Origin of the sequence: Pseudoalteromonas sp. ESRF-bin5 (assembly GCF_002632075.1) — a bacterium.
GTDB lineage: Bacteria > Pseudomonadota > Gammaproteobacteria > Enterobacterales > Alteromonadaceae > Pseudoalteromonas > Pseudoalteromonas marina.
This window is the reverse complement of sequence record NZ_NTLW01000228.1, coordinates 1-8,160: the sequence shown is the minus strand read 5'-3', so window position 1 is coordinate 8,160 and position 8,160 is coordinate 1. Positions and strand designations below refer to the sequence as shown.

The following is an 8,160-nucleotide window of genomic DNA, read 5'->3' as shown; positions in this document are numbered from 1 at the left end:
GTTAGTTTTAATTTTTCTGAAAGTGCGTTTACAACCGAAACACCCACACCATGCAAGCCGCCTGATACTTTATAAGAGTTATCATCAAACTTACCACCAGCATGAAGTACCGTCATGATTACTTCGGCAGCAGAAACGCCTTCTTCTTCATGGATAGACACTGGGATACCACGGCCATTATCTCTAACCGATACAGAGCCATCTAAGTGAATCGTTACAAAAATATCATCACAATGACCAGCAAGGGCTTCGTCTATTGAGTTATCAACGACCTCAAACACCATGTGGTGTAAGCCTGTGCCATCATCGGTGTCCCCTATATACATCCCAGGACGCTTTCTTACTGCGTCTAATCCTTTAAGTACTTTAATACTCGACGAGTCATAATTCTCAGACATGGTTAATCCCACTTATCTTGTTATTAGGTTGCCATGTTTCACGTGGAACATTTTTAGTTCTCGTTGCATGGGTTCCACCACAGCAGAAATACTCTCAGATAAAATTGAAGAGATAAATATTTGAGAACTGCAGTGAGACAATAATTGCCCAACTTTCTCTTTTGTATCTTCGCCTAACTCTGAGGGTAAATCATCTATTAGCAATATAGATTGCTTATCGGTCTCTGACTCAATTAAGCTATTTTGCGTTACTTTTAACGCATACAATAATAACTTTAACTGCCCGCGTGAGAACGTATTCTCTACACTGTTGCCAGCGACACTGAAACTAAAGTCGGCCTTATGTGGGCCTTTACTTGTAAATCCTTGGCGAGCATCTCGCTCAAAGTTTTGCTCTAACGCATCTGCAAGAGATTCACTCTCTTTCCAGCCTGCATTAAACGTCATTTCTAAATCGCGTATAAGCGTTAATTCTGGGCACATTTTATCAAAAAATTGCTGCTTAAACCTACTTATATACGCCAATCTTAATTTATTTATTTCTTCAGCCAGTCTAACAAATTCTTTGTCCCAAAACTTAATTTGGTCAAAATAATTCTTAGGCTTAGATTTTAGTAAAGCATTACGCTGTTTTAATACTTTATTAAACGATTGCCACAAGTAAAAAAACTCATGTTCCACGTGGAACAAACCTAAGTCTAAAAACTTTCTACGCTCTTTTGGCCCACCAAAAAATAAGGAATAGCTCTCAGGCGTAATAATTTGAACAGGCATAAGCTGTGCAAGCTCAGATATTTTTCGGCTCGCTTTTCCCTGAATCTTTAAATTTGTTTCACCTAAACGCGTTTTGCTAATACCAATAGGAATTGATAAATCATGTACCGTCTTACGGCCATGAATTACAAATTGCTCTTGTTGGTGTGCAATAATGCTTTTGTGCTTTGGTGTTCTAAAAGACTTGCCGTGAGAAAGGTAATAAATAGCTTCTAAAAGGCTGGTTTTTCCGCTGCCATTTTCACCATATATAATGTTTACGCCATTAACAGGTTCTAGCGTCAGCGCCTCAATATTACGAAAATATTTGAGGCTCAAATGACTTAAGCTCATTATATGTTTGTGATCTTATAAACGCATAGGCATAACAACATACATTGCTTCATCATCACCAGCACCTTCTATTAGTGCACTGCTGTTTGAGTCTGCTAACGTAAACTGTACATCTTCAGTTTTTAATGTGTTTAATACATCCAAAACATATGAAACATTAAAACCAATCTCTAACTCATCACCTTGATAATTTACTTCAACAACCTCTTCAGCTTGCTCTTGCTCTGGGTTATTGGCAGTAATTTTTAATAAACCATTTGATAAGTTTAAGCGTACGCCACGAAACTTCTCATTTGATAAAATAGATACACGCTGAAAAGCATTTCGTAACCATTCACGGTTGGCAATAATTGTTTTATCACCGCCTCGTGGAAGTACACGACGGTAATCAGGAAAACGACCATCAACTAGTTTACTGGTAAACGTAAACTCAATGTCAATAATGCGAATGTGGTTAGCACCGAATTGAATAGTCACTAGCTCATCGTCGGCAACCATAAGGCGCATGATTTCTTGCACACCTTTACGTGGAATAATTAATTGGCGTTGAGTATTCAGTGATTGAGTAAGTTTTTTCTGTGCAATCGCCAAGCGGTGCCCGTCGGTAGCCACCGTTTTAATATCGCTGTTATCAACTTCAAACGACATACCGTTCAAGTAATAACGTACATCTTGGTTTGCCATTGAAAAGTGCGTGCTTTCAAGTAATTTACGAAGCTCTAAACGCGTTAGTTGAAATTCAACTTCACCATCCCACTCTTCTAAATTAGGGAAGTCAGCCGCTGATAACGTTGTGAGTGAAAAACGACTTTTACCACTCGTTAATAACAACTGGTGGTCTTGTAAGCTTAACGTAATGTCTGAACCTTCAGGTAGGCTTTTACAAATATCGAGTAACTTTTTAGCAGGTAAAGTTAATTTTGTATCGGCAATATCATCACCAACAAAAACACCAGACACTAATTCAATTTCAAGGTCGGTCCCTGTCATCGAAAGCTGTCCGTTTTCTACTACTAACAAAACGTTAGATAAAATTGGTAACGTATGCTTACGCTCAATTGCGCCCGATACTTGAACCAATGGCTTTAAAAATTGTTGTCTTGATATTGTTATTTGCATAAAAAAGTCAGCCCTAAGATGACAATGTTCTTATTAAATTTTGATAATCTTCTTTAATTTCGTGACTTTCATCACGTAACGATTTTATTTTACGACACGCATGCAAAACCGTTGTATGGTCACGACCACCAAACGCGTCTCCAATCTCAGGTAAACTGTGATTGGTTAATTCTTTAGACAGCGCCATAGCAACCTGACGAGGCCTTGCTATAGAGCGGCTTCGGCGTTTAGAAAGTAAATCCGAGACACGAATTCGATAATACTCAGCCACTGTACGCTGTATATTATCAATTGTGACGAGCTTATCTTGCAGCGCCAATAAGTCACGCAGTGCTTCTTTTACAAAGTCGATAGAAATAGGACGTCCAGTGAAGTTTGCATTTGCAATTACACGGTTAAGTGCGCCTTCAAGTTCACGTACATTTGACCGTAATTTTTTTGCAATGAAAAAAGCCACTTCATGAGGTAAATTTATTTTACTCTGCTGCGCCTTTTTCATCAAAATAGCGACACGTGTTTCAAGCTCTGGTGGCTCAATAGCAATTGTTAATCCCCAACCAAAACGAGACTTAAGCCTGTCTTCTACCCCTTCAATTTCTTTAGGGTAACGGTCAGAAGTTAAAATAATTTGCTGATTACCTTCAAGCAACGCATTAAAGGTATGAAAAAACTCTTCTTGAGAACGTTCTTTATTGGCAAAAAATTGAATGTCATCAATCATTAATGCATCAACACTACGGTAATAACGTTTAAATTCTTCTATTGCATTATTTTGTAGTGCTTTAACCATATCTTGTACAAAACGCTCTGAATGCATATACACAATTTTAGCATCAGGCTTATTTGCCATAATGCCATTACCTACAGCATGGAGTAAGTGCGTTTTACCTAAGCCCGTACCACCGTATATAAATACAGGGTTAAATGCAGAGCCTGGGTTATCGGCCACTTGAGTTGCAGCCGCTTTTGCTAATTGGTTAGATTTACCCTCAACAAAACTATCAAAGGTGTAGTTTTCTTTAATGTTTGATTTATAGCCCGATTTAGGTGCGGGTTCAACAACCGGTTTTTGCTCACGCGGCTGTTGCTTTGCTGATGCTTGAATACTGGGTGCAGGCTGTGTTTCTGTAGCAGGTGCAACCTGTGTACTTAAAAGTGGTTTGCTACCTACATCAAAACGAAGTTCCGGTGCTTCGTCACCACAAATCTCGACGAGTAGTTCGTTAATGCGGTTAAGGTATTTTTCTCTCACCCAATCAAGCACAAAGCGATTAGGTGCATAAATAGTCAGAGTATCTTCGGTACTTTCTGCTTGAAGTGGTCTTACCCACATACTGAACTGCTGCGAAGGCAATTCATCTTGCAATACATATAAACAACTTTGCCAAACCGACAGATACACAGTTAAACTCCCAGAGATATAATTTTTATTCCCGCACATCAAAAATGGTTAAAAACCATGCATTTATTGCGTTTAAATAGCCAAATAAGCGGCCCAAGACCAAGTATTATGAAGGCACTTTATCCACAAGTAAAAGGCTGATTTTTATAAAATTATGTATAACGACATGAAAAAAAGCTAACAACCTGATTTAATTAAATTTTTAATTATTAGCCTGATAACAGATCATAACAAAATAACACCAAGATCGCGAACCAATTTTACGATCCAATTTACTTTTCCCCCGCTTTTATTCACTTTTTATACAAGGGCTGTGGAAAACTTCTTATTTATGATGATCCTACTAGATCGCGCTTTACGATCACTAACTGCCTGCTTAATAAACACGGTGCTTAACGCGTAATTATGATTGACTTTAGGTCGTTTCATCTATAATATCTCGCGCTCGCAATGGCACCTGTGCCAGGATCGCGACCTGCATAGGATGTTTTAACTTTAACCGATCGGATGAGATTGTTATGAAAAGAACTTTTCAACCTAGCGTTTTAAAACGCAAACGTGCACACGGTTTCCGTGCTCGCATGGCAACTGTAAATGGCCGTAAAGTATTAGCACGTCGCCGCGCTAAAGGCCGCAAAGTTCTTTCTGCTTAATTTATAAGTGGAAGACTTTAGCTTTGGCAGGGAGTTACGTCTGTTAACTCCCTCGCATTACTCTCGTATATTTAACGAACCCGCTCGGGCTGCAACTCCTTACTTTACTCTATTAGCTAAACCCAATGACCAAGAAAAACCTAGGTTAGGACTTACTGTTGCTAAAAAACGTGTAAAAAAGGCATGCCAACGAAACCGTATTAAACGTCTTGCTCGCGAAAGTTTTCGTTTAAATCAACACAACATCGATAACATTGATATTGTGCTTATGGTTAAAAATGGCATTGACGAGCAGTCTAATGAAGAATTAACCAAGCAACTGACCAAGTTATGGCGAAAAATCAACGAACGCTGTAAACCAGGTGCACCTAAGCCTCCACCCTTTAAGAAACGCCCAAACAAATCAGCTAAATCTAATAAACAAACCCAATAGCAATAGAATTACAGGGTTAATTAATGTATCTTTAGCTCACCTTTTAATCATGCATTTAAAATTTCCAATAGAGCCTTTAAATACATGATATCTATCTCACTAAATTTAACTAGGGGCATAAACATCATGAGGTTACTCAAACCACTTGTTGCTTTACCGACATTATGTTTAGTGTTATTGATCCGCGGTTATCAAAAGTGGATTAGCCCGCTATTAGGTCCGCATTGTCGTTTTAATCCAAGCTGCTCACATTACGCAATTCAAGCAATTAAATTGCATGGATTGATAAAAGGAAGTTGGTTAGCATTAAAACGCATATTAAAATGCCATCCTTTACATTCAGGTGGTGATGACCCAGTACCTGAAAAAATAACCCATATTAACCACCAACACGAGAAATAAGAGCTGTTATGGAATCGCAACGCACGTTTTTATTCATTGGCCTAATGCTAGTGTCGTTTTTATTGTTCCAAGAATGGAATAATGATTATAACCAGCCAAAAGTCGATCCAAGTGCCACAACACAAACGCAACAAGCAAATTCAACTGAATCGGATGATTTTATACCTTCATCGTCAGACTCTGGCTTACCGGCTTCAACAACATTAGCTAAACGTTCTGTTATAGAAATAACAACAGATGTGTTTAAAGTTAAAATCGACACCAAAGGTGGTGATATTGTTGAATCGGACTTACTTCAATACGAAGAAGTGAAAGGCGAAGAAACACCTTTCATGCTGCTGGGTGAATTTGATGGTAATCAATACTTTTCACAAAGTGGTTTAATTGGTTTAAATGGCCCAGACGCATCTGCAAACGGTCGCCCTACTTACCACAGCGAACAAACGTCTTATACCTTAACAGGTGATGAGTTACGCGTACCGTTACAGTTTACTGATAGCAACGGTGTTAGCTTTACTAAAACGTATGTATTTAAAAAAGGTCAGTATGATGTTGGCTTAGAATACACAGTAAACAATACAACCAGTGCCCCTATTCAAGTGCAGCTTTACACACAAGTTAAGCGCACAGTACAAGAAAAAGGCAGCTTAGTTGATCAAAACTATTTAGGTGCAGCTTACGGTACAGACGAAGAACCGTACGAAAAGTATAGCTTTTCTGACATGGCCGACAAAAACCTAAATGAAAGCACGCAAGGTGGTTACATTGCATTTATTCAACATTACTTTGTAAGTGCGTGGGTACCAAAGCAAGACCAAACCAACACCCTTTATAGCTTAATTACAAGCAGTAACGCCGCTATCATTGGTACAAAAGCAGAACCTGTTAATGTTCAAGCCGGTTCAGAGCAAACCATTACTTCTATTTACTACATGGGCCCTAAAGAGTCTGATGTATTAGAAGCGCTTCACCCTGACTTAGACCTAACTGTAGACTACGGCTGGTTATGGTTTATTTCACAGCCACTATTTGAACTACTGAAGTTTTTATACTCTGGCGAAGGTTCATTCTTTGGCTTGTTTGATATAAATGTTGGCGGTTTAGGTAACTGGGGTTTAGCAATCATTGCTATCACTATTATTGTTAAATCATTGATGTACCCGCTAACTAAAGCGCAATATACGTCAATGGCTAAAATGCGTGCCCTTCAACCAAAAATGGCAGCTCTTAAAGAAAAATATGGTGATGACCGTCAAAAATTCGGTCAAGCTACTATGGAAATGTACAAAAAAGAGAAAGTAAACCCAATGGGTGGTTGTTTCCCTATTTTGCTACAAATGCCTATTTTCTTAGCGTTGTTTTATGTATTTTTAGAATCAACAGAACTTCGCCATGCTGAGTTTATGCTTTGGTTAACTGATTTATCAGCACAAGACCCATACTACGTATTACCAATTTTATTTGGTGCAAGTATGTTTATAACTCAAAAGCTTCAACCTATGACGGTTACCGATCCAATGCAGCAAAAAATGATGACCTTTATGCCGGTTATCTTCTCTGTATTCTTCTTATGGTTCCCATCAGGCTTAGTACTTTACTGGTTAGTATCTAACCTTATTTCAATCGCGCAAATGCTTTATATTTATCGCGGTATGGAAAAGAAAGGAATAAAAGTAAGAGGCTAACTTAGCCCTACTTATTATAAAGGCGACTTAGGTCGCCTTTTTTATTGCCCATTTTTTATCAGAGCATTCGCGAGTGGTAATTTCATAGGTTACAATAGCGCCATAACGTAGACATTGTTGGTAAATTAAATAGCATGATCAATCAAGACACAATTGCAGCACAAGCAACCGCACCTGGGCGTGGTGGTGTTGGTATTATTCGGGTTTCTGGCAGCCTTGCCAAAAGCGTTGCTGAAAAAGTTATTGGTAAAATACCAAAAGTGAGATACGCCGATTATGTACCATTTAAAAACTTAAATGGCGATCAGCTTGACCAAGGTATTGCCATTTATTTTGCCGGACCTAACTCATTTACTGGTGAAGATGTACTTGAGTTGCAAGGTCATGGTGGTCCAGTTGTGCTTGATATGCTACTTAAAGAAATTAGCAAAATAGAAGGTGTACGTTTAGCAAAACCAGGTGAGTTTTCAGAGCGTGCATTTATGAACGACAAGCTTGATTTAACCCAAGCAGAAGCAATTAGTGACCTAATTAATGCCACCAGTGAACAAGCAGCTAAAAGCGCCTTACAATCACTTCAAGGTGAGTTTTCTAAACACATTGAAACACTGGTTGAAAAAGTAATTCATCTTCGTATGTACGTAGAAGCAGCAATCGACTTTCCAGATGAAGAAATAGACTTTTTGTCAGATGGCAAAGTATCGGGCGATCTAAACGCAATTATAAACCAATTAAACACCGTAACTGACCAAGCTAAACAGGGAAGCATAATGCGCGAAGGTATGCGTGTTGTGATTGCAGGTCGTCCTAACGCGGGTAAATCAAGCTTACTAAATGCCCTAGCAGGCCGAGAGGCAGCAATCGTAACCGAAATAGCAGGTACCACCCGCGACGTACTGCGCGAACACATCCATATTGATGGCATGCCACTGCATATTATCGATACCGCAGGTCTTCGTGA

Annotated in this window: 9 protein-coding genes; 5 read left to right on the top strand and 4 right to left on the bottom strand. The window is 38.9% G+C overall.

What is annotated here, in order from left to right; translation table 11 throughout:
- The 4 genes from BCG07_RS13965 to dnaA form a co-directional block, all read right to left on the bottom strand.
- On the bottom strand, positions 1-398 hold a 398-nt coding region (locus BCG07_RS13965; protein ID WP_286890621.1), incomplete at its 3' end, for an ATP-binding protein.
- Positions 399-410: 12 nt separating this feature from the next.
- Complete coding sequence (gene recF, locus BCG07_RS13960; protein WP_243532164.1) at positions 411-1,505, bottom strand: DNA replication/repair protein RecF; 1,095 nt, start codon at positions 1,503-1,505, stop codon at positions 411-413.
- Between the two features lie 15 nt (positions 1,506-1,520).
- Complete coding sequence (gene dnaN / locus BCG07_RS13955; RefSeq protein WP_006793980.1) at positions 1,521-2,624, bottom strand: DNA polymerase III subunit beta; 1,104 nt, start codon at positions 2,622-2,624, stop codon at positions 1,521-1,523.
- Between the two features lie 13 nt (positions 2,625-2,637).
- Positions 2,638-4,026, bottom strand: coding sequence for a chromosomal replication initiator protein DnaA (gene dnaA / locus BCG07_RS13950; RefSeq protein WP_243532162.1), 1,389 nt, complete (start codon positions 4,024-4,026; stop codon positions 2,638-2,640).
- 518 nt (positions 4,027-4,544) lie between these two features.
- On the opposite strand from dnaA, the gene rpmH reads away from it, so the two are divergent.
- From rpmH to BCG07_RS13925, 5 genes are all read left to right on the top strand, one after another.
- Positions 4,545-4,679, top strand: a complete 135-nt coding sequence (gene rpmH / locus BCG07_RS13945; protein ID WP_004335215.1) for a 50S ribosomal protein L34 — start codon at positions 4,545-4,547, stop codon at positions 4,677-4,679.
- 7 nt (positions 4,680-4,686) lie between these two features.
- Complete coding sequence (gene rnpA, locus BCG07_RS13940) at positions 4,687-5,112, top strand: ribonuclease P protein component (RefSeq protein ID WP_006793978.1); 426 nt, start codon at positions 4,687-4,689, stop codon at positions 5,110-5,112.
- A 126-nt stretch (positions 5,113-5,238) separates the two neighbouring features.
- Positions 5,239-5,514, top strand: coding sequence for a membrane protein insertion efficiency factor YidD (gene yidD / locus BCG07_RS13935; RefSeq protein ID WP_006793977.1), 276 nt, complete (start codon positions 5,239-5,241; stop codon positions 5,512-5,514).
- Between the two features lie 8 nt (positions 5,515-5,522).
- Complete coding sequence (gene yidC / locus BCG07_RS13930; RefSeq protein WP_010558114.1) at positions 5,523-7,199, top strand: membrane protein insertase YidC; 1,677 nt, start codon at positions 5,523-5,525, stop codon at positions 7,197-7,199.
- A 134-nt stretch (positions 7,200-7,333) separates the two neighbouring features.
- The coding region (locus BCG07_RS13925) for a tRNA modification GTPase (protein ID WP_286890616.1) at positions 7,334-8,160 on the top strand (827 nt) is incomplete at its 3' end.

Excerpts from the sequence above, each read along its gene's own strand:
- rpmH (WP_004335215.1), top strand. The coding sequence starts at position 4,545 with ATGAAAAGAACTTTTCAACCTAGCGTTTTAAAACGCAAACGTGCACAC.
- dnaN (WP_006793980.1), bottom strand. The coding sequence starts at position 2,624 with ATGCAAATAACAATATCAAGACAACAATTTTTAAAGCCATTGGTTCAA.
- yidD (WP_006793977.1), top strand. The coding sequence starts at position 5,239 with ATGAGGTTACTCAAACCACTTGTTGCTTTACCGACATTATGTTTAGTG.
- recF (WP_243532164.1), bottom strand. The coding sequence starts at position 1,505 with ATGAGCTTAAGTCATTTGAGCCTCAAATATTTTCGTAATATTGAGGCG.
- yidC (WP_010558114.1), top strand. The coding sequence starts at position 5,523 with ATGGAATCGCAACGCACGTTTTTATTCATTGGCCTAATGCTAGTGTCG.